The 19,997-nt window shown below is 70.0% G+C and carries 17 protein-coding genes; 8 read left to right on the top strand and 9 right to left on the bottom strand.

Going from position 1 to position 19,997, the window contains the following annotated elements:
* Positions 1-89 precede the first annotated feature (89 nt).
* On the top strand, positions 90-2,249 hold the full coding sequence (gene fhuE, locus ABE487_RS14105) for a ferric-rhodotorulic acid/ferric-coprogen receptor FhuE (RefSeq protein WP_346444538.1): 2,160 nt from the start codon (positions 90-92) through the stop codon (positions 2,247-2,249).
* A gap of 73 nt (positions 2,250-2,322) precedes the next feature.
* Here the strand turns inward: fhuE and ABE487_RS14100 are convergent, their stop codons facing one another.
* The 9 genes from ABE487_RS14100 to ABE487_RS14060 form a co-directional block, all read right to left on the bottom strand.
* The gene (locus ABE487_RS14100; RefSeq protein ID WP_346444540.1) at positions 2,323-2,880 is read right to left on the bottom strand and encodes a flavin reductase family protein; all 558 of its coding nucleotides are present in this window, start codon (positions 2,878-2,880) and stop codon (positions 2,323-2,325) included.
* A 25-nt stretch (positions 2,881-2,905) separates the two neighbouring features.
* Positions 2,906-4,399 carry a nitrilase-related carbon-nitrogen hydrolase gene (locus ABE487_RS14095; RefSeq protein WP_346452909.1) on the bottom strand — a complete coding sequence of 498 codons (1,494 nt, stop codon included), beginning with the start codon at positions 4,397-4,399 and terminating at the stop codon, positions 2,906-2,908.
* 55 nt (positions 4,400-4,454) lie between these two features.
* Positions 4,455-5,120, bottom strand: a complete 666-nt coding sequence (modC, locus tag ABE487_RS14090) for a molybdenum ABC transporter ATP-binding protein (protein WP_346444544.1) — start codon at positions 5,118-5,120, stop codon at positions 4,455-4,457.
* A complete protein-coding gene (gene modB / locus ABE487_RS14085; protein ID WP_346447229.1) occupies positions 5,117-5,824 on the bottom strand; it encodes a molybdate ABC transporter permease subunit in 708 nt (235 codons plus the stop codon). The genes modC and modB overlap by 4 nt, the downstream gene beginning before the upstream one ends.
* Positions 5,825-5,832: 8 nt before the next feature.
* Positions 5,833-6,618 (bottom strand): molybdate ABC transporter substrate-binding protein, encoded by a 786-nt coding sequence (gene modA, locus ABE487_RS14080; RefSeq protein ID WP_346447228.1) that lies wholly within the window; start codon positions 6,616-6,618, stop codon positions 5,833-5,835.
* A 21-nt stretch (positions 6,619-6,639) separates the two neighbouring features.
* Positions 6,640-7,149, bottom strand: coding sequence for a molybdopterin-dependent oxidoreductase (locus ABE487_RS14075; protein ID WP_346447227.1), 510 nt, complete (start codon positions 7,147-7,149; stop codon positions 6,640-6,642).
* A gap of 76 nt (positions 7,150-7,225) precedes the next feature.
* Positions 7,226-8,089, bottom strand: a complete 864-nt coding sequence (locus ABE487_RS14070; RefSeq protein ID WP_346447226.1) for an MBL fold metallo-hydrolase — start codon at positions 8,087-8,089, stop codon at positions 7,226-7,228.
* Positions 8,090-8,154: 65 nt separating this feature from the next.
* Positions 8,155-8,964, bottom strand: coding sequence for a S1/P1 nuclease (locus tag ABE487_RS14065; RefSeq protein WP_346447225.1), 810 nt, complete (start codon positions 8,962-8,964; stop codon positions 8,155-8,157).
* Between the two features lie 43 nt (positions 8,965-9,007).
* Complete coding sequence (locus ABE487_RS14060) at positions 9,008-9,625, bottom strand: OmpW family outer membrane protein (RefSeq protein ID WP_346444611.1); 618 nt, start codon at positions 9,623-9,625, stop codon at positions 9,008-9,010.
* Positions 9,626-9,851: 226 nt separating this feature from the next.
* Between ABE487_RS14060 and gap the strand changes: the two genes are divergently transcribed.
* The 7 genes from gap (at position 9,852) to ABE487_RS14025 (ending at position 19,841) form a co-directional block, all read left to right on the top strand.
* A complete protein-coding gene (gap, locus tag ABE487_RS14055) occupies positions 9,852-10,856 on the top strand; it encodes a type I glyceraldehyde-3-phosphate dehydrogenase (RefSeq protein ID WP_346447224.1) in 1,005 nt (334 codons plus the stop codon).
* Positions 10,857-10,971: 115 nt separating this feature from the next.
* On the top strand, positions 10,972-13,701 hold the full coding sequence (locus ABE487_RS14050) for a DUF2339 domain-containing protein (protein WP_346452297.1): 2,730 nt from the start codon (positions 10,972-10,974) through the stop codon (positions 13,699-13,701).
* Positions 13,698-15,050, top strand: a complete 1,353-nt coding sequence (locus ABE487_RS14045) for a DUF3999 family protein (protein ID WP_346452296.1) — start codon at positions 13,698-13,700, stop codon at positions 15,048-15,050. Before ABE487_RS14050 ends, ABE487_RS14045 begins: the two co-directional genes overlap by 4 nt.
* A gap of 162 nt (positions 15,051-15,212) precedes the next feature.
* Entirely contained in the window at positions 15,213-16,388 is a 1,176-nt protein-coding gene (locus tag ABE487_RS14040) for a phosphoglycerate kinase (RefSeq protein WP_346444561.1), read from the top strand.
* Positions 16,385-17,029, top strand: coding sequence for an HAD hydrolase-like protein (locus tag ABE487_RS14035; RefSeq protein WP_346444563.1), 645 nt, complete (start codon positions 16,385-16,387; stop codon positions 17,027-17,029). The genes ABE487_RS14040 and ABE487_RS14035 overlap by 4 nt, the downstream gene beginning before the upstream one ends.
* Before the next feature lie 129 nt (positions 17,030-17,158).
* On the top strand, positions 17,159-18,649 hold the full coding sequence (gene pyk, locus ABE487_RS14030; protein WP_346444564.1) for a pyruvate kinase: 1,491 nt from the start codon (positions 17,159-17,161) through the stop codon (positions 18,647-18,649).
* Positions 18,650-18,833: 184 nt separating this feature from the next.
* A complete protein-coding gene (locus tag ABE487_RS14025; protein ID WP_346444565.1) occupies positions 18,834-19,841 on the top strand; it encodes a class I fructose-bisphosphate aldolase in 1,008 nt (335 codons plus the stop codon).
* The last annotated feature ends 156 nt before the right edge of the window (positions 19,842-19,997 follow it).

Genomic DNA, 19,997 nt, shown 5'->3' with positions numbered 1-19,997 from the left:
GGATTGATTGAGAATCGTTAACATTCGCGTATCGGCGCGATGCGGCTGTGTCGCGCGGTTCCCCTCCCCGCCACAACCAGAAGATCCCCATGCGCCGTCGTCCTTTGCATGTCGCCCCCGTCCGGCGGGCACCGCTCGCCTGTGCGACCTTGGTCGCGCTGTCCACCCTGGGATTCGCGTCGGGCGCGATCGCCGACGACGCCGCGGACCGGGTCACCACCCTCGACGGCCTTCAGGTCAAGGGCGAGCGCGCCGAGGGCTACTCGGTGCGCCGGACGTCGGCCGGTACGCGCTTCGACCTGACTGCGCGCGAGATCCCGCAGTCGGTCAGCATCATCAGCCACGAGCGCATTGCCGACCAGAATCTCGATGACATCATCGACGTGCTGGCCAACACCACCGGTGTCAGCAGCACGCAGTCCGACAGCGAGCGCACCGAGTTCTATGCGCGCGGGTTCTACATCGACAGCTACCAGTTCGACGGGCTGCCGACCCAGATGGTGCAGAACTGGAGCTATGGCGACTCGGGGCTCGACCTGGCGCTGTACGACCGTGTCGAGATCGTGCGTGGGGCGACCGGCCTGCTGAGCGGCGCGGGCAATCCGTCGGCCTCGGTCAATCTGGTCCGCAAGCATGCCGACAGCGCCGAGCTGACGGGTAGCGTGTCGCTCAACATCGGCGAGTGGGGCCGTAACCGCACGACTGTCGACGTGACGACGCCGCTCAACGCCAGCGGCACCGTGCGCGCTCGCGCGATCGGCAGCTATCTCGAGACCGATGCCCAGATGGAGCGCTACAGCCAGCGCAAGCAGTTGGGCTACGTGGTGATCGATGCCGATCTCACGCCCGACACCCAGCTCAGCGTGGGCTACGACTACCAGCACAAGCGCGCCGACGGGGCGACGTGGGGCGGCTTCCCGATGCTGTATTCGGACGGTACTCGAACCCCGTACGGCCCATCGTTCAACGCCAACCCCGAGTGGACCTACTGGGACACCACCAGCAAGCGCGCGTTCGCGACCCTCACGCATGCCTTCGCCAGCGGCTGGAACCTGCGCGTGGGCGCCACCCACGACCGCACCAAGGCCAACGACAAGCTGTTCTACCCGGCATACAACGACTGGGTCACCGGCGGCTCGCTGCTCGACCGCGACACCGGTGCGGGCGTGACGCCGTCGGCGGGCCTGTACAACACCGAGCGCCAGGTCGACGCGGTGGACGGCTATGTCGAAGGCCCCTTCCAGCTGTTCGGCCGCGAGCATCAAGTGATGGGCGGCCTGAGCTACAACAAGCGCGACTTCGCCAACTACGGTGATTACCAGGGCGGCTGGGCACCGATCGTCTATCCGGACGACCTCCGGAACTTCCCGCAGCCGATCTGGAACCCGCTGAGCCTGGCCAGCAAGGGCACCATCACCCAGAAGGCGGCCTACGCGGCCACGCGCCTGTCGCTGGCCGATCCGTTGAAGCTGATCGTCGGCGCGCGCTACACCGAGTGGGAGAGCGAGGGCGAACTGGCCGATCGCAGCCACACCTCGACCACGCCGTATGCCGGCCTGGTGTTCGAGATCAACGACACGTATTCGACCTACGCCAGCTACACCGAAATCTTCCAGCCGCAGGTCGCGCGCGACATCAACTACAACTATCTGGATCCGGTCGACGGCAAGAGTTACGAAGTGGGTGTCAAGGGTGCGTGGTTCGACAACCGCTTGAATGCATCGTTCGCTGTATTCCGGATCGAGCAGGACAACGTGGCCCAGATCACGACCACACCGATTCCGGGCCATCCGAACGAGTTCGCCTCCATCGCCGCGCGCGGCACCGTCAGCCGTGGCTTCGAGTTCGAGGTGAACGGCCAACTGGCACCGGGCTGGAACGCGACGTTCGGTGCATCGCGCTACGTGGCCAAGGACATCAACGGCGCCGACATCAACACGCGCCTGCCGCAGTCCACGCTCAAGGCGTTCACCAGCTACACCCCGCGCAGCCTGCCGGCGCTGACCGTCGGCGGCGGTGTGAACTGGCAGAACCGTATCTACTACCCGGTGCCGGCCTACGACCTGCAGCTCGAGCAGAGCGGCTATGCGCTGGTCAACGCCTTCGTGCGCTATCAGCTGGGTTCGGAGTGGACCGTGCAGGCCAACCTCAACAATCTGCTGGACAAGGAATACTTGGCGCAGGTCAACGGTTACGGCGCCTACGGCGAGAAGCGCAACGGCCAGCTGACCTTCACCTACAGCTTCTGAGCCTGCCCGCAGGCACCCTGCCTGCGGTTGCGCACGGGGCGTCGCGACGACCGCGACGCCCCGTGCGGGTACTTCACTGGTCGAGCATCTCCGGCCGAAACAGCGCGCGCAGCGAGCGCGTCGGGCCGGCGATCATGAAGCGACCGTCGCCCCGGTAGTGCACGGTCCGCGGCCATACCGGCCGCGCCGCGACGTGTGCGCGGACCACGCGCCAGACGAACAGCGGATAGTCGGCGGTGATCCGGGTCTCGTGCAGCCGGCATTCGAAGTTCGCATGGCACTCGGCGATCCGTGGCGCCCCGACGTCGGTCGCCGCCTGCGCGGTCAGCCCGAAACGTTCGAACTTGTCGCCCTCACGGCCGCTGCAATTGCCGATGCCCACGACGGTGTCGAGCAGGGCATCGGTGGGAAGGTTGATCACGCATTCGCGACTGCGCTTGGCCAGTGCGTGGCTGCGATTGGCCTGCCAGATGTAGGTGCCGACCAGGTCGTCGCCCAGCATCATGTGCCAGCCCAGCGTCATGATCCCGCGCTCGCCGCGGTGGGCGGTCGACAGCAGCACGACCGGTCCCGGTTCCAGGTAGCGTCGGGTGTGTTCGACCGGAACCGACTGCTTGCGTGGACGACGCATCGGCGATGCCTTGAGGCGAGAGCGCTCAGTGTGTGCGGCGCGCCGTCGGGGAGGCGTGACCGCGGCGCCATGTCGCCAGCACCAACGTCAGGGTCGCGAGCAGGCAGAGCAGGCCGAACACGTCGCCGACCCGCGTGTAGGGCGTCATACCAGGTGAGGTGCGCGGCAACTGGGCCAGGAGCCGGGCGCCGGGCAGCGGTGCGCTTCGCGCTTCGGCGATAAGCCGGCCCCAGCCGTCGCTGACGCTCATCAGGCCTTCGCGCGCGGGACGAACAACCGCGTAGCCATTCTCCACCCCGCGTACCAGGGTCATGCGCGCGCCCATCCAGGCGTCGACATAGTCGAAGTCCCAGGCCGGCACCAGCATCAGTCCGACAGCATCGCGACCGTAGCGGCGGCCGACGCTGGCGAAGTGCATGTCTTTGCAGATCGCAAGGCCAGTCCGCAGGCCGTCGATCTCCTGCACCGCGATCTCGCTGCCGTGGCGGTAGCCCTGGCGGCGCTCGGGCGGGGCCAGCCGCAGCTTCTCGTAGTCCTGGCGCAGCCGCCCTTCGGGGTCGAACAGCCAGGCCTGGTTGCGCGGCGCGCGGCCATCGTCGATCCCGACGCCCACTTCGAGCCACACGCCGTGCTGGCGGGCGAGCGCGGCGAAGTCGCGTTGCCAGACCGTCGCGGCTGCGGGCGCCAGGATGGCGGCCTTCTCCGGCAGCACGATCAACTCGGCGCCTTCGTCGGCCAGTTGGGCCACCAGGCGGGCATAGCCCTCGCGGACTTCGGTCGCGACGGCCTCGGGCATGCGCGGCAGCACGAGGTCGTCGATCGACGCCAGACCGATGCGCAGGTGGCCGCTGGCCTCCGGGGCAGCTTGCAGTCGGGCGCTGCCGTAGCCGAACGCCGCCAGCGGCACGATTGCGGCCACGGCGAGCGCGAGGATGCGCTGCCGGGCAGGCCAGGAGGTCGCGAGCCACAAGGCGAGCCCGGACGCGGGCAGGCAGAGCACGAACAGCAGGGCCGGCGTGCCGCCCAGCGCGGTGGTCTGCAGCATCGGCAGCCACTCGCTCTGGCTGTAGGCGGCGCTGCCCCACTGGCCGTCGGGCAGCTGTCGGCCCATGACCAGGTCGATGGCGGCCCACGTCAGTGGGTAGGCCAACACGGTCCACCAGCGGGCGAAGCGCAGCACGATGCGCTGCGCCAGCATGATCGCCAGCCACCAGCCCGCTGCGAACCCGCACACGGCGAGCGCCGCGAACGGGGCCGGCATCAGCATGCGCAGATAGCTGGCATAGGTCGTGGCCGCGACCAGCGTGGCGATCAGGACCGCCAGGTGCGCCAGCCCGCGGCGGCGCAGCGACAGCGCGAGCCACAGTGTAGGTACGGGGGCGAACCAGATCAGCCAGGCATTGGGCTCCGGCCCGATGGCCGAGCGCAGCAGCAGGCCGGCCGCCACCGCAAGCAGGACAACGACGATGGGACGCTGAAGCAGCGACGGAGTGCGCGACTGGAGCATGGGTGCCGACACGAGATGCGGGAGCGGCAGGATGGCGATCCCAGGCGACGGCACGCAGTGCCGAAGGTCATCGATGTGTGAGCGCTTCGCCCTCACAGCGCGTCGTCGATGCGACCGGTCCGTCGAGCACATGCACGGTATCGGCCAGCCGCCGGACCTCGTCGGGATGGTGACTGACGTAGAGCATCGGCAGTCGGACTTCGTCGCGGACGCGCTGCAGCCAGGGAATCAATTCCTCCCGGCGCGCCTGGTCGAGCGCCGACAGCGGCTCGTCGAACAGCAGCACCGCCGGCTGCGAAAGCAGGGCGCGGCCGATCGCGACGCGCTGCGCCTCACCGCCCGACAGGTGCGCCGGTCGTCGCGCGAGCAGATGGCCGATGCCGAGCAGCTCGACCACGTCATCCAGCGCAATGGTCTGGGGGCCCGTGTGGCGTCCGTAGCGCAGGTTGCGCCGCACATCCAGGTGCGGGAACAACCGGGCGTCCTGGAACACGTAGCCCACGCGTCGCCGATGCACCGGCAGGTCGATCCGGCGTGCGCTGTCGAACAGCACGCGGCCGTCGATCTCGATGCGCCCGGCGTGGGGGCGCACCAGGCCAGCGATCGCATTGAGCACACTGGTCTTGCCTGCGCCGGATGGCCCGGTCAGCGCAACCACGCGCTGATCGGCGTCGATACGCACCGCGCGCGCGAAGCTGCCCAGGCGCAGCTGGATGTCGATCGCCAGGCTCATGCGTCACGGCCTGTGCGCTGGCGGCGAACCAGCCACTCGGAGGCCAAGAGCGCCGCCAGCGAGATCGCGACCGCGACCAGCGCAAGGCGCCAGATGCCGGCTTCGCCGCCGGGCACCTGCAGCAGGCCATAGATCGCCGAGGACATGGTCTGCGTTTCGCCAGGGATGTTGGAGACGAAGGTGATCGTCGCGCCGAACTCGCCCAGCGCCTTGGCGAATGCGAGGACGGCGCCGGCCACCACGCCCGGCCAGGCCAGCGGCAGCGTGATCGTCAGGAATACGCGCCACGGCCCGGCGCCGAGCGTCGCGGCCGCCTGCTCGAGCCGGCGGTCGACGTTCTCGATCGACAAACGGATCGTGCGCACCATCAGCGGAAAGCCCATCAGCGCGCTGGCGAGCGCGGCACCGGTCCAGCGGAACGCGACGCTGATGCCGAGGGTCTCTTCGAGCCACAGGCCCACCGGGCCGTTGCCACCGAGCATCACCAGCAATGCGTACCCCACCACGACCGGCGGCAGCACCAGCGGCAGATGCACCAGGGCGTCGAGCAGCGCCTTGCCCGGAAAGCGCCGGCGTGCCAGCAGCCAGGCGATCGCGATGCCGAGCGGCAGGCTGCCGAGCGCGGCCGCGGTCGCGACCTTGAGGCTCAGCCCGATCGCGACCAGCTCGTCCGGCGAGAAGGCGTACCAGGCGGTCGACGCCATCGTGCGGCTCAGCGGATCGTGAAGCCGTGGCGGCGGAAGATCTCCGCCGCGGCATCGCCGTCGAGCCAGTGCATGAACGCGTCGGCCTGGCGCGGTTGCGCACTGCCCGCCACCCGCGCGACCGGATAGATGATCTCCGGATGGCTGCCGGCCGGAAACGTCGCCAGCACCTTGACCCGCGGCTCGGCGCGCGCGTCGCTTGCGTAGACCACGCCCAGCGGCGCCTCGCCGCGGGCGACCAGCGCCAGCGCGGCGCGCACGCTGTCGGACTCGGCGACGCGTGGGCGCAGCACGCTCCAGGTGCCGAAGGACTCGAACGCCGCCTTGGCGTACTTGCCGGCCGGCACACTGGCGGTGAGGGCCAGCGACAGCCGGCCGCGCGGGCCCAGCAGCGGCAGCAGGTCGCTGCGCGCGTCCAGCGCGAACGGCTGCGCGGCGCTGTCGGCCGGCGCGATCAGCACCAGGCGGTTACCCAGCAGGTTGCGTCGCGATGCGGCGTCGATCATCCCGCGCTGCGCCAGCCAATCCATCCAGTCCTGGTCGGCGGAGACGAACACGTCGGCCGGCGCGCGCTGCGCGATCTGGCGCGCCAATGCCGAACTGGCCGCGTACGACACACGGACCGGCTGGCCGGTCTGGCGCGTGTACTGCGCGGCGGCGGCATCGAGCGATTCCTTGAGGCTGGCGGCCGCGAACACCGTCAGCGGGGCCTGCGCGGAGGCGGGCACGGCCGCGAACAGGAGCAGGGCGGGCAGCAGCCAGGCACGGAGATGGCTGGAGAACGAGGGGAGCATCGCAAGGCGTCCGGTTCGGGATCAGGGGGCAGCGACCACGACGATCTGCTCGACCTGGCGCACGCTGCGCGCCGCGCGCGTGTCGCCGTCGATCACCAACCGCAGTGGACCGTGGGCCGCATCCAGCGGCTGGCCATCGCAGCGGTCGGCCAGCAGGACGGTGCGGCCACCGAGCGTGGGGTCGAGCTCGGCCAGCGAGAACAGCGCACGGTAGCCGTCGCGCGCGCGCACCAGCACGTAGCGTGTCAGGTCGCCGCCACGCAGCGGGGCGACCGGCATCGCGCCGCTGGCCTGCAGCAGCGCAGCCAGCGACACGCCTTCGCAACGGCGTGCATGGCCGTGGTCGTCGAACGCGAGGTCGCGCCGTTGCAGCGTCGCGCGCGCGCCCTCGTCGAGCGGCACCACGTGCGGCGATGCGGCCACCGGTGCGGACGCGCGCCCGGCGGTCGCATGCCCGCCTGCCTCCTGCGCGCCGGCCCAGGCAGGCAGCATCAGCAACAGCGCTGGCACCAAGCGGCGGGACAGGGGCATCGTCGGACCTCGGCGTTATGTTCGTCCGAGAATAACGATGCGGCGATACCGGGTAAAGCGCGGGGGCATCGCGTCGCTACAACGTGTCGATCGGCAGCTTGAGATAGCGCACGCCGTTGGCTTCGGGCTCGGGCAGCGCCCCGGCGCGCAGATTGGTCTGCACCGCCGGCAGCAGCAGTGCCGGCATCGCCAGTGTCGCATCGCGCGCGGTGCGCATCGCGACGAACGTTGCTTCATCGATGCCCTCGCGCACGTGGATGTTCTCGCGCCGCTGGCAGCCGATCGTCGTCTCGCAGGCCACCGGGCGACCGCCCGGCCCGTAGTCGTGGCAGACGAACACGCGGGTGCTGTCGGGGAGGGCGAACAGCCGCTGGATCGAGCGGTACAGCGTCGCCGCATCGCCACCCGGGAAATCGCAGCGCGCGGTACCGCCGTCGGGCATGAACAACGAGTCGCCGGTGAACAGCGCATCGCCGATCAGATACGCACTGCTGTCGCTGGTGTGTCCGGGCACGGGGATGGCCCGTGCGGTCATCTCGCCGATGGCGAACTCGGCATTGGGCGCGAACAGTCGGTCGAACTGCGAGCCGTCCTCCAGGACGTGTTCGCCGAGGTTGAAGATCGGCCGGAAGGTCTTCTGCACTGTGCGGATGCCCTCGCCGATCGCCAGGCGGGCGGCGGGCAATTGCCGGCGCAGCCAGTCGCCTGCCGAAAGATGATCGGCATGGGCATGGGTTTCCAGGATCCACTGCACGTCGAGCTCGTGGCTGCGCACATGATCGAGCAGGTGGCCGGCCGACACCGTGGCGGTCCTGGCCGATGCGGCGTCGAAGTCGAGCACCGGGTCGATGAGCGCAGCCGCGCGCGAGCGCCGATCGCGGACGACGTAGCTCCACGTGCTGCTGGCGGCGTGGAAGAACGGGGTGACCTCGGGCGGCATGGACGGCTCCTGCGGGCGGGCCAGCGCACTGTAGGAGCCCGCCGTGACGGGAAGGTTCGCGCGATTCAGGGCGCCGCGGGCGCCAGCGCGGCATTGAGCAGGGCGCCGAGCCGGGCGCCGGCGTCGCGCAACTGCCGCTCGGCGGTCGGTAGGTGGACGCTCACATAGTCCTGGCCGAGCCGGCCGCGCGCGGGATACACGCCGGGTGCGACCGCGATGCGGCAGGCGGCTTCGGCCCAGTCCTGCGCGGGCGGTGGCAGCACGCGTGCCGCGGGTGCAGGCGGCGGCAGCGTGCTCAGATGCGCCAGCCAGTCGGCATCGCTGCGCCCGATGCTGTTGAGCATGCCGCTGTCCCAGAACGCGTGCAGGTTGGTGCCGCGTCCGCGGTGATTGATCTGGTGGGTGTTGCCGCCCTTGTCGTGGGCGTAGCCGGCGTGCATCGGCTGGTGCGCGTCGCCGACGAAGTGCACGACGAACTTCAGCGCGGTGACGCGTTGTGCGCGCGGACGCGCGGTGTCGGCCAGGATCGCGGTCTGGGCGACGATCGCCTCGACCACGCAATCGCCGTTCGGGCAGTCGCGCGTGGCCTGGTAGCGGCAGGCCGACTCGCCGATGTTGACGTAATGCCATTTCGCCGAGCGGCGGCCCAGTGCCGGGTCGTGCTCCCGCAGGGCATCGGCCCAGGAGGCGATACCACCCAGGGTTGGATCGGGTTCGCCTGCGAGCAGCGCATCGACCTGCGCCCGCGCCTGCGGCGTGAGGTCGCGCTCGGCAAGCTGGGCGACCAGCCGGTGGCCGAGTTGGCCCCAGGCGAGTGCGGACGAGGAGGTCGCCGCGAGGGCGAGCAGGCAAAACGACAGAACGAAACGGCGCATCCGATCCATTGTATCGGATGCGCCGCCTGTCGGACTCGATGGATCAGAACTTCAGGACGTACGCCGCGCCGTAGACCAGCGGGTCGATGTTCGCGGTGCCCAGCTTGACGCCATCCACGCGGACATCGCTGTCGATGTCCATCCAGCGCGCGTCGACGCGGATCGCACCGTTGCCGACCTTGAAGTCGACGCCGACGTGCGCGGCCAGACCCCAGGAGTTGCTCAGTGCCAGACGCGATCCGGCCAGCGCACCGCGAGTTTCTTCGTCGAAGAAGGTGGTGTAGTTGACGCCGACGCCAACCAGCGGCGAGACCGCGCCGGCGCTGTTGAAGTGGTACTGCAGGCTCACCGTCGGCGGCAGGTGCTTGGTGCTGCCGACCTTGCCCAGGCCCTTGATGTCGATGTCGTGGCGGAAGGGCGTGGCGGCCAGCACTTCGACGCCGAGGTTGTCGCGCACGAAGTACTCGACCGCGATCGTCGGGCGGGTGCTGCTGCCGATCGACAGCGGCAGGGTGCCGTTGGCCAGCGTGCCGTTGTCGGACTTGGGATTGACGTTGTGGGCGCCGATCGCGACGGTCCACTCGCCGGCCGACTGGGCGGCGGCGGGGAGGGCGGGAACAGCGCAGGCGAGGGCAAGCAGGGCAATGGACAGCGGACGCATCGTGGCGGTCTCTTCGTGGGAACTGGCGCCAGTCTCCGCCGCTTGCCAGGTGTGCGCCTTGATCCCGATCAACGCCATGGCGATCGTTCTGCGCTTGGGCCGCGCGACTACGCGCGATCCGGGCTCGCGGTAGAATCGGCGGTGCTGTCTCCGATGCCGGCATCGCCGGCATGGCGTTCCTTCCCTTTCACGTGCCGCACCCGCGCGGCTGCAGGAGTCCGGATTCATGGCGATCAAGGTAGGCATCAACGGCTTCGGCCGCATCGGCCGCAACGTGCTGCGCTCTGCGGTGGAGAATTTCGACGGCGAGATCGAGATCGTCGCGATCAACGATCTGCTCGAGCCCGACTACCTGGCCTACATGCTGCAGTACGACTCGGTGCATGGCCGGTTCCAGGGCGAGGTGTCGGTCGACGGCGACACGCTCGTGGTCAACGGCGCCCGGATCCGCCTGACCCAGGAACGTGACCCGGCGAACCTGAAGTGGGACGCGGTCGGCGCCGAGGTCGTGATTGAGTCCACCGGTCTGTTCCTGACCAAGGACACCGCGCAGAAGCACATCGATGCCGGCGCCAAGAAGGTCATCCTGTCGGCGCCGTCGAAGGACGACACGCCGATGTTCGTCTACGGTGTCAACCACGACAGCTACGCGGGCCAGGCGATCGTCTCCAATGCCTCGTGCACGACCAATTGCCTGGCCCCGCTGGCCAAGGTCATCCACGACAAGTGGGGCATCAAGCGTGGCCTGATGACCACCGTGCACGCGGCGACCGCGACCCAGAAGACCGTCGACGGCCCGTCCAACAAGGACTGGCGCGGCGGTCGCGGCATCCTGGAGAACATCATCCCGTCCTCGACCGGTGCGGCCAAGGCGGTCGGCGTGGTGATCCCCTCGCTCAACAAGAAGCTCACCGGCATGAGCTTCCGCGTGCCGACCTCGGACGTGTCGGTGGTCGACCTGACCGCCGAACTGGAGAAGCCGGCGACCTACGACGAGATCAAGGCCGAGATCAAGGCGCAGAGCGAAGGCGCGCTCAAGGGCGTGCTGGGCTACACCGAGGACAAGGTGGTGGCGACCGATTTCCGCGGCGATGCGCGCACCTCGATCTTCGATGCCGAGGCCGGCATCGCGCTCGACGCCACGTTCGTCAAGCTCGTGGCCTGGTACGACAACGAGTGGGGCTACTCCAACAAGTGCCTGGAACTGGCCCGGGTGGTTGCCGGCAAGTAAGCCGTCGCACGCCCATGCTCGACCCGAAGCCCCGCCTCGTGCGGGGCTTCTCGTTTTCGCGCCCGGCCGGGTAAGGTGCGCCCAGACGCGCCGTCGGCGCGGACGGATAGGCGCCATGGAAGCATTGCTCTTGCTGGGGGTCGCGCTGTTGGTGGCCGTGCCGGTCATGCTGATCGTCACGGCAGTGGCGGTCTCCGACCTGCGTCGCCGGGTGACCGGGCTCGAGTCCCAGCTCGAAGCGCTGCAGGCGCGCGCGAGCGCAACGCCGGGCGCGGCGGTCGCTGCCGCTGCGCCGGCGGCGGACGGGCAGGACGACGCGTTCGACGATGCCTCCAGCCCATGGGCTGATGACGGCCCAATCACAGACCGCAACCAGGCGTCGTCGTTGGCCAACCCCTCGCCGCCGCGGCCTGCCTCGGTGCCACCGCCGTTGCCGTCGGCACCGCCGCGCGCGGCCTGGCGCGATGCCGACCCAGGTCCCGCGCCTGTTCGGTCCGAGACGGCGCCCGGATCGCCGACGCCGCCGGCAGGTCCCGATCCGCTGTCGCGTGCGGCGCGCTGGGTGCGCAGCTGGTTCACCACCGGCAACGTACCGGTGAAGATCGGCATGCTGGTGCTGTTCGCCGGCGTCGCCGCACTGCTCAAGTACGCCAGCGACCAGGGGTACCTGTCGGTGCCGGTGGAGCTGCGGCTGGCCGCGGTCGCGGCCGCGGCGATCGGCGGCCTGGCGTTCGGCTGGCACCGCCGCGACAGCCACCGCACGTTTGCGCTGAGCCTGCAGGGCGGGATGATCGGCATCCTGCTGCTGGTCGTGTTCGCGGCGTACAAGCAGTTCGGCCTGCTGCCCGGCAGCATCGCGTTCGCCGCCAGTGTGGCGCTGGTCGCCGGTGCCGGCGTGCTGGCGGTGCTGCAGAATGCCCGCGCGTTGGCGGTGTTCGCGGTGCTGGCCGGGTTCCTGGCGCCGATCTGGCTGTCGAGCGGCGGCGGCAGCCATGTCGCGCTGTTCGCGTACTACGCGGTGCTCAATGCCGCGATCCTGGGGATCGCCTGGTTCCGGGCTTGGCGGGTGCTCAACCTGCTGGGCTTTGCCTTCACCTTCGGCATCGGCACGATCTGGGGCGTGCTGCGCTACACCCCTTCGGACTTCGCCACGACCCAGCCGTTCCTGGCGCTGTTCTTCGCGTTCTACCTCGCCATCCCACTGCTCTACGCGCGGCGCCGGCCGCCGTCGCGGCGCGATCTCGTCGACGGCTGCCTGGTGTTCGGCACCCCGCTGGTCGCGTTCTCGCTGCAGGCCGGCCTGCTGCAGGGGCGCACGTTCGCGCTCGCGCTGTGCGCGCTGGGCGTGGCCGCGGTCTACGCCGCGCTGGCCTGGGCGCTGCTGCGGCGCCGCCGTGAGGCGGTGCTCGGCCAGGCCTACGCACTGCTCGCGGTCGGCTTCGCCACGCTGGCGGTGCCGCTGGCGCTGTCGGCACGCGCGACCGCCTGCGTGTTCGCACTTGAAGGCGCCGGCTTGGTCTGGCTGGGCCTGCGCCAGCGCCGCCTGCTGCCGCAATTGTCCGGCGTGGGGCTGCAATTGGCCGCGGCGGTGGCCTATGCGCTCGGCGCCACCGCCTGGCCGCGCCCGGTCGAGCCGGTGTTCGCCAACGGCGGCTTCGTCGGTGCGTTGCTGATCGCGCTGTCGGGCCTGGCGATTGCGGCCGCCTACCGGCAGGCCGGGCGCGTGCCGGTCGCGCGCATCGCCTATGTCTGGGCGCTGGCCTGGTGGCTGGGCGCCTGGAGCCAGGAACTGGCACGCGCAGTGCTGTCGACTTGGCTGCCGGACGCGATGCTTGTGCTGGCCGCGGTCACAGGCTGGCTCGCGGCCGAGGTCCATCACCGACGGCCCGACCCGGCGCTCGGTGGGACGCTGTTCGCCGCGCTGTTGGTCGCTGCGCCGTTGGCGTTCTGGCAGATGCATGCACACGTGCAGCCGTTCGCCGGCTACGGCGCCCCCGCCTGGGCGGTGTTCGCCGTGCTTGGCTTCCGCGGCCTGGTGTGCCTGCGCGCGGGCGAGGATCGCCTGGCGCGCGCTGCGCAACTGCTGTGGTGGCTGCTTTGGCCGCTGGTGCTGTCGCTGCTGCTGGCACACGTCGCCGACATGGCCGGGCTGGCCGGCGGCTGGTTCGCGGTCGCGATCGCCTTGCCATGGCTGGTCGTCTCGGCGCTGTCGTTGTGGCGTTGGCCATGGCTGGCGCAGCCGCTGGGCGAGCGCTTCGATCCGGTGCGCACGTTGTTGCGCGGCGTGTTGTTGAGCGTGCTCGCGTTGTGGTGGCTGGTCGCGCTGGGTAATCGTGGCGACAGTGCGCCGCTGCCCTGGATTGCGTTGCTCAATCCGCTCGACCTGGCCCAAATCGCCGTTGTGCTGCTGTTGGCCCGCTGGATGTGGTCGCCCGATGGCACCGCGCCGCCGGGCGCGCCGCGCGTCCCGCTGCTGTCGCTGCTGGCGTTCGTGCTCGTCACCGCGATCACTCTGCGCGCCGCGCACCACTGGGGCGGCGCGCCGTGGAATGCGCGCCTGGCCGGCAGCAGCTTGGCCCAGACCAGCCTGACGGTGGTCTGGAGCATTCTTGGTGTGCTGGGCTGGATCATCGGTTCGCGCCGCGGCCAGCGCGCGCTTTGGCTCGCCGGTGCGGTGCTGATGGCGGTGGTGCTGGCCAAGCTGGTGCTGGTCGATCGCGGCCACCTCGGCAACCTGTGGGGCATCGGCTCGTTCATCGCCTACGGCCTGCTGTGCACGGTCGTGGGCTTCTTCGCGCCGGCGCCGCCGCGCGCCGTCGTTCCCCGCGAGGAGGCGCCCGCATGATCCGATTCCGTCCCGCCATCGCTGCCTGTCTGCTCGGCGCATCCGCGCTCGCCGCCGCGCAAGCGGACTTTGCTGTGCAGTGGCCGCTGACGCTTGAGGAGCCGTCGGCGAGTGCCTATCGCATCACGCTCACACCCGAGGTCTACGCCCAGGTCTGGTCGCCGTCGCTGCGCGACGTGATCGTGGTCGACGGTGACGGACGCCCGGTGCCGGCGGCCTTCGTCGACGCCTCGATGGCGCCGGCGACGCCGACGCGGCGCGAACTGCCGTGGTTCCCGCTGCCCGCCGACACCGGGCGCCGCGATGGCGACATCGCTGCGATCAGCGAGATCGCCGCCGACGGGAGCCTGCGGCGTGTGCAGATGCGCGCGTCGGGCGGCGAGGCCGCCGGTGCGTTCCTGGTCGATGCCAGCGCGATCGAGGGACAGGTGGACGCGCTCGCGCTGCGCTGGGACGACGCGCAGCCGCCGTTCGAGCAGGCCTACCGGATCGAGATGTCGGACGACCTGCGCCAGTGGCGCAGCGTGCACGATGAGGCCCGGGTGCTCGACCTGCGCCGCGACGCCCAGCGGCTGATCGAACGGCGCATCGCGTTGCCCACCCCGATCCATGCGCGCTATCTGCGACTCACGCCGCTGCGTGCGGCCGCCGCGCCGCTCCGGTTGCAGGCGGTCGAGGCCGAACTGGCGCCGGTGCAGGCGCCGGTGGCCTGGCACTGGCAGGTACCGGCACCGCAGCCGGCCGGCGAGCGCGGCGCGATCGTCTATCGCAGCGATGGTCGCTTCCCGGTCGAGCGGATCGAGATCGCGCTGGCCGGCAACGGCACCGGGCGCTGGACGCTCGAGCGACGCGATGCCGACGATGCCCCCTGGCGCGTCGTGGCCGCCGATCACGTGGTGTACCAGGCCGGTAGCGGCCCGGACCTGCGTCGGTCGCCGCCGTTGGCGCTACCGGCGCCGGTTCGCGATCGCCAATGGCGGTTGACGCCGACCACCGCGGCGCCGGGCGCGCCGCCGGCGCTGCGTCTGGGTTACCGGCCCGAGACGCTGGTGTTCGTCGCCGAGGGGCGTGCGCCCTATGCGTTGCAGGCCGGCAGCGCCCGTGCGGCGCGCACCGATGCGCCGGTCACGCCACTGCTCGATGCGCTGCGCGCCCAGCATGGCCCCGGCTGGCGTCCGGCGAACGCCGCGCCCGGTGCGATGGCACCGTTGGCCGGCGCGGCGGCACTGCAGGCGCCGGTGCCCACGCGCGACTGGAAGACCTGGACGCTGTGGGGGGTGCTGCTGCTCGGCGTGCTCGTCGTGGGCGGCTTCGCGCTGAGCCTGCTGCGCGGGCGCAAGGACGTCTGAGGCCACTGCGCCGCGTTTGCCTGTCCGCGACGGCTGCGCCGACAATGCCGGGTGCGCACCGCGTGCCGGGCTGCCTGTCACGCACGATTCCGAAGCCGCAATGCGGCGCCATGGAGGGCATGGCGCGACCCTTTTCCTTCTTTTCAAGCGAGTCCAGTCCCCATGACCATCGTTCGCATGACCGACCTCGACCTTTCCGGAAAGCGTGTGCTGATCCGGCAGGACCTCAATGTCCCCGTCGACGGCGGCAAGGTCACGTCCGATCAGCGCATCCTCGCCTCGCTGCCGACGCTGCGTCAGGCGCTGGCACAGAACGCGGCCGTGATGGTGACCTCGCATCTGGGCCGGCCGAAGGAGGGCAGCTGGAGCGAGGCCGATTCATTGGCGCCGGTCGCCGCGCGCCTGTCCGAGCTGCTCGGCATCGAGGTGCCGCTGGTGCGCGACTGGGTCGACGGCGTCGAGGTCGCCCCCGGCCAGCTGGTGCTGCTGGAGAACTGCCGCATGAATGTCGGCGAGAAGGCCGACGACGAGGCGCTGGCGCGCAAGTACGCAGCGCTGGCCGACGTGTTCGTCATGGACGCGTTCGGCACCGCGCATCGCGCCCAGGCCTCGACGCACGGTGTGATCCGCTTCGCGCCCCAGGCCGCCGGCGGTCCGCTGCTGATGGCCGAGCTCGACGCATTGGCCAAGGCGCTCGACGCGCCGGCGCGTCCGCTGCTGGCGATCGTGGCGGGCAGCAAGGTGTCGACCAAGCTCGAGCTGCTGTCGTCGCTGGTGGGCAAGGTCGATCAGTTGATCGTCGGCGGCGGCATCGCCAACACCTTCATCGCCGCGCTCGGGCACGGGGTGGGCAAGTCGCTGGTCGAGACCGATCTGATCGACACTGCCAAGCAGATCATGGCCGACGCCAAGGCGCGCGGCGCCGAGATTCCGGTGCCGACCGACGTCGTGGTGGCGCCCGCCTTCGCGGCCGATGCGCCGGCGACGGTCAAGGCCGTGGACGCGGTCGAGGCCGACGACATGATTCTCGACATCGGTCCGGACACCGCGAAGCGCTATGCGGCGATGATCGCCGACGCCGGCACCGTGGTCTGGAACGGCCCGGTCGGGGTCTTCGAGTTCGATGCGTTCGGCCACGGCACCGAGGCGCTGGCGCGTGCGATCGCCTCGTCGAAGGCATTCTCGATCGCTGGCGGCGGCGATACGCTGGCCGCGGTCGACAAGTACGGCATCGCCGACGAGGTGTCCTACATCTCGACCGGCGGCGGTGCGTTCCTGGAGTTCCTCGAGGGCAAGACGCTGCCGGCGGTCGCGGCGCTGGAGGCGCGCGGGGCGTGAGCGGGGATGCGCTGTTCTTCGATCTCGACGGCACGCTGATCGATTCGGAGCCCGGCATCCTGGGCGGCATCGCGCATGCGCTCGAGGTACTGGGCCATGCGCCGCTGTCGCGCGAGACGCTGCTGCCGTGGATCGGTCCGCCGCTGCGCGACAGTTTCGACGCGTTGTTTGCCGGGGATGCAGCCCGTACCGAGCGCGCCATCGCGGTCTATCGCGATCGCTACGACACGATCGGATGGCGCGAGCACGCCGTCTATCCCGGTGTGGCGGAGGCGATCGAGACGCTGCGGGCCGATGGCCGCACGCTGGCGGTGGTCACCTCGAAGAACGAACGCTTTGCGCGGCGCATCGTCGAGGGCCTGCCGTTCGGCGATGCATTCGCGACGATCGTCGGCGCAAGCGACGACGGCGTGCGCCGCTACAAACGCGAACTCATCGCCGAGGCACTGTCGCGGCTGGCGTTGTCGGCCGCGTGCTGCACGATGATCGGCGACCGGCGCATGGACATGGAGGGCGCGCGCCAGCACGCGATGCGCGCGATCGGCGTGTCGTGGGGCTTCGGTTCGGCCGACGAACTGCGCAAGGCCGGCGCCGACCAAGTGGTCGATTCGCCGGCTGCGCTGGTCGCACAGGTGGGCTGACCGTAAGCGGTCGCCATGCCGTTGCAAGCGTTTCCAAGTAAGCTCGCAGGCGGCATGCCGTTCCGGGATGCCTCGGGCGCGTCGCCCGCCAGCGCGCGCTTGACCATCGGTGGACACTAAGATCGCGGAATGACTGCCAACGAATTGACTCCCGTCCCGGCGCATCGGCGCCGTACACGTATCCTCGCCACGCTCGGACCTGCCACCGACGCGCCGGGCGTGCTCGACGCGCTGATCGCCGCCGGCGTCAATGCCGTCCGCCTCAACTTCTCGCATGGCGACCCGGCATCGCAGAAGGTGCGCGCCGAGGCTGTCCGCGCCGCGGCCGACCGGGCCGGGGTCGAGATCGGCATCCTGGCCGACCTGCCGGGCCCGAAGATCCGCATCGAAAAGTTCGCCGACGGCAAGGTGACGCTGCGCGCAGGCGCGCGCTTCGACCTGGTCGCCGACCCCGACGCGCCCTTGGGCACGGTCGACGAGGTCGGCGTCAGTTATCTCGGCTTGCCGGACGACGTGGCGGCAGGCGACGTGCTGCTGCTCGACGATGGTCTGATGCAGTTGCAGGTGACCGCGGTGGAGGGCGTGCGCATCGTCACCACCGTACTCAACGACGGCGTGCTGTCGAACCGCAAGGGTCTCAACAAGCAGGGCGGTGGCCTGTCGCTGGGCGCGTTGACCGATCACGACCGTGCGCTGATCAAGATCGCCGCGGAGATCGGTGTCGACTTCATCGCGGTGTCGTTCTGCCGCAATGCGGCCGACATGGAAGAAGCGCGTTCGATCGCGCGTGCGCATGGCAGCGATGCCGCGCTGGTGTCGAAGATCGAACGTACCGAGGCAATCGAGAATCTCGCCGAGATCATCGATGCCAGCGACGTGGTGATGGTCGCGCGCGGCGACCTGGGTGTGGAGATCGGCGACGCCGAGCTGCCGGGCCTGCAGAAGAAAATCATCCGCGAGTCGCTGGCGCGCAACAAGGTGGTGATCACCGCCACCCAGATGCTGCAGTCGATGGTCGAAAGTCCGATGCCCACGCGCGCCGAGGTGCTCGACGTGGCCAACTCGGTCATCGACGGCACCGATGCGGTGATGCTCTCGGCCGAGACTGCCGCCGGTGCGTATCCGGTGCGCGCGGTCGAGGCGATGGCGCGGGTCTGCGTCGGCGCCGAGCGCCAGTTCGCGCAGGACACCGACTTCGAGAAGGCGCAGCGCAACCTCGAACGCGCCGACCACGCGATCGCGATGGCCGCGATGTTCCTGTCCGAGCACGTCGGCGTCGGCGCGATCGTTGCGATGACCGAATCGGGCGGCACCGCGCGCTACCTGTCGCGTTTCCGCGGCGGCGCGTCGATCTACGCGTTCTCGCGCCACGCCGGCGCACGTCGGCGCATGTCACTGATGCGCGATGTGTTCCCATTCAACTACGACAGCCGCGGTCAGACCCCGCGCGAAGCCGCGCGCGGCAGCATCCGCCTGTTGGTCGACGCCGGCCTGCTGGGGCCGGGCGAACGTGTGGTGTTCACCAGTGGCGAGCACATGGAGACACACGGCGCGACCAACACCCTGCGCCTGCTGCAGGTCGGCGGCGACGGTCGGGCCGAGGGCCTGGGCGAGCTGTAGCCGGCCCGTGCGCGGGACCGCCACCGGCTGTCCCGCGCGGCCTGCGCGGATCGCGACGTGCTGTAAACGTTTTCCCCGACGTTGCACGCGATTTCGGCGCGCGGCGGCGCTGGGCGCTGGGCGCTTCGTCGAAGCCGGCGGGCTATAATGGGCGCCTTTCCCCGCCGATGGACGTCACCGCCACATGAGCATCGAACAGCTTGCAGACATCGCCCAGGCCATGGTCGCCCCGGGCAAGGGCATCATCGCGATCGACGAGTCCACCTCCACCATCGCCAAGCGGTTCGAGGGCGTGGGCATTCCGAACAACGAGGAGAACCGTCGCGCCTACCGCGAACTGCTGCTGACCACGCCCAAGCTGTCGGACCACATCAGCGGTGCGATCCTGTTCGACGAGACGATCCGTCAGTCGACCAAGGACGGGGTGCCGTTCGCCAAGTACATGAGCGATCACGGCATGATCCCGGGCATCAAGGTCGACAAGGGCACGCACGCGCTCGCCGGGTTCCCGGGCGAGGTCGTCACCGAGGGCCTGGATGGGCTGCGCGCGCGCCTGGAGGAGTACTACAAGCTTGGCGCCCGCTTCGCCAAGTGGCGCGCGGTGATCAACATCGGCGAGGACATCCCGTCCGGCACCTGCATCGAGGCCAACGCCCACGCGCTTGCCCGCTACGCGGCGCTGTGCCAGGAGCAGGGCCTGGTGCCGATGGTCGAGCCGGAAGTGCTGATGGACGGCAGCCACGACATCGAGACCTGCTATGAGGTCACCGAGGTCACGCTGCGCGCGCTGTTCGACGCGCTGTACAACCAGAACGTCATGCTCGAAGGCACGATCCTCAAGGCGTCGATGGTGCTGCCGGGCAAGGACAGCGGCGAGACTGCCGAGGTCGACGAGGTCGCCGAGGCCACGCTGATGTGCCTGAAGTCGGCGGTGCCGGCGATCCTGCCGGGCATCGTGTTCCTGTCGGGCGGGCAGAGCGACGAGCAGTCGACCGCACATCTGGATGCGATGAACCGCCTTGGGCCGAACCCCTGGCCGCTGTCGTTCTCCTATGGCCGTGCGATGCAGCAGGCCGCCTTGAAGCTGTGGTCGCAGGACCTGGCCAACAACGTCGCCAAGGCGCAGGAGACGGTGTTCGCCCGCGCCCGCGACAACGGCCTGGCCGCGCAGGGCAAGTGGAAGAAGGGCTGAGCCTGATCTCCCGTTCGCTCATCGAAACGCCGGCCTTGCGCCGGCGTTTCGCGTTGTGGGCCCGCCCGTCTGTCCGCTCGCAAAACCGCAAAACCTGGGTCAGAGTGCAATTTCGCGAGGCGAAATTGCACTCTGACCCCGGTTTTCGGGTGCGCA

This window comes from Luteimonas sp. TWI596, from assembly GCF_039674105.1.
Lineage (GTDB): Bacteria > Pseudomonadota > Gammaproteobacteria > Xanthomonadales > Xanthomonadaceae > Luteimonas.
The sequence above is the reverse complement of the archived record's forward strand: the minus strand, read 5'-3'. Positions and strand labels throughout refer to the sequence as shown.

What these genes read in the sequence shown, in the direction of transcription:
- ABE487_RS14025 (WP_346444565.1), top strand. Translation starts at nt 18,834, where the DNA reads ATGAGCATCGAACAGCTTGCAGACATCGCCCAGGCCATGGTCGCCCCG.
- ABE487_RS14050 (WP_346452297.1), top strand. Translation starts at nt 10,972, where the DNA reads ATGGAAGCATTGCTCTTGCTGGGGGTCGCGCTGTTGGTGGCCGTGCCG.
- gap (WP_346447224.1), top strand. Translation starts at nt 9,852, where the DNA reads ATGGCGATCAAGGTAGGCATCAACGGCTTCGGCCGCATCGGCCGCAAC.
- ABE487_RS14070 (WP_346447226.1), bottom strand. Translation starts at nt 8,089, where the DNA reads ATGCCGCCCGAGGTCACCCCGTTCTTCCACGCCGCCAGCAGCACGTGG.
- pyk (WP_346444564.1), top strand. Translation starts at nt 17,159, where the DNA reads ATGACTGCCAACGAATTGACTCCCGTCCCGGCGCATCGGCGCCGTACA.
- ABE487_RS14040 (WP_346444561.1), top strand. Translation starts at nt 15,213, where the DNA reads ATGACCATCGTTCGCATGACCGACCTCGACCTTTCCGGAAAGCGTGTG.
- ABE487_RS14045 (WP_346452296.1), top strand. Translation starts at nt 13,698, where the DNA reads ATGATCCGATTCCGTCCCGCCATCGCTGCCTGTCTGCTCGGCGCATCC.
- modB (WP_346447229.1), bottom strand. Translation starts at nt 5,824, where the DNA reads ATGGCGTCGACCGCCTGGTACGCCTTCTCGCCGGACGAGCTGGTCGCG.
- fhuE (WP_346444538.1), top strand. Translation starts at nt 90, where the DNA reads ATGCGCCGTCGTCCTTTGCATGTCGCCCCCGTCCGGCGGGCACCGCTC.
- ABE487_RS14100 (WP_346444540.1), bottom strand. Translation starts at nt 2,880, where the DNA reads ATGCGTCGTCCACGCAAGCAGTCGGTTCCGGTCGAACACACCCGACGC.
- modC (WP_346444544.1), bottom strand. Translation starts at nt 5,120, where the DNA reads ATGAGCCTGGCGATCGACATCCAGCTGCGCCTGGGCAGCTTCGCGCGC.
- ABE487_RS14075 (WP_346447227.1), bottom strand. Translation starts at nt 7,149, where the DNA reads ATGCCCCTGTCCCGCCGCTTGGTGCCAGCGCTGTTGCTGATGCTGCCT.
- ABE487_RS14065 (WP_346447225.1), bottom strand. Translation starts at nt 8,964, where the DNA reads ATGCGCCGTTTCGTTCTGTCGTTTTGCCTGCTCGCCCTCGCGGCGACC.
- modA (WP_346447228.1), bottom strand. Translation starts at nt 6,618, where the DNA reads ATGCTCCCCTCGTTCTCCAGCCATCTCCGTGCCTGGCTGCTGCCCGCC.
- ABE487_RS14060 (WP_346444611.1), bottom strand. Translation starts at nt 9,625, where the DNA reads ATGCGTCCGCTGTCCATTGCCCTGCTTGCCCTCGCCTGCGCTGTTCCC.